At 75.2% G+C, this 234-nt stretch carries 1 protein-coding gene; it reads right to left on the reverse strand.

The features are described 5' to 3' along the window. On the reverse strand, positions 1-234 hold a 234-nt coding region (locus tag FLV34_RS41215), incomplete at both ends, for a hypothetical protein (RefSeq protein ID WP_222709838.1).

Below are 234 nucleotides of genomic sequence, written 5' to 3' on the forward strand. Positions count from 1 at the left end.
CGAGCTCGTCCGGGGTCTCGGGGCCGTCGGTGCCGCCCGCAGCACCCGGATCGCCCATCACGTCGGAGACGGCGTCGTCGGCCTGGCTGGGGTCGTCGGCGCTTCCGGTGGCGTCGGGGGCGTAGGCGTTGGTGTCGTCGGCGCTCTCCGCACCGGCATCTATCCCGGCCTCGCCAGGAGCACGGTCGCCCGTGTCGTCCCGGCCTTCCTCGAAGCCCCCGGCATCCCGCGCGT

This window comes from Microbispora sp. CSR-4, assembly GCF_008033685.1.
Taxonomy (GTDB): domain Bacteria; phylum Actinomycetota; class Actinomycetes; order Streptosporangiales; family Streptosporangiaceae; genus Microbispora.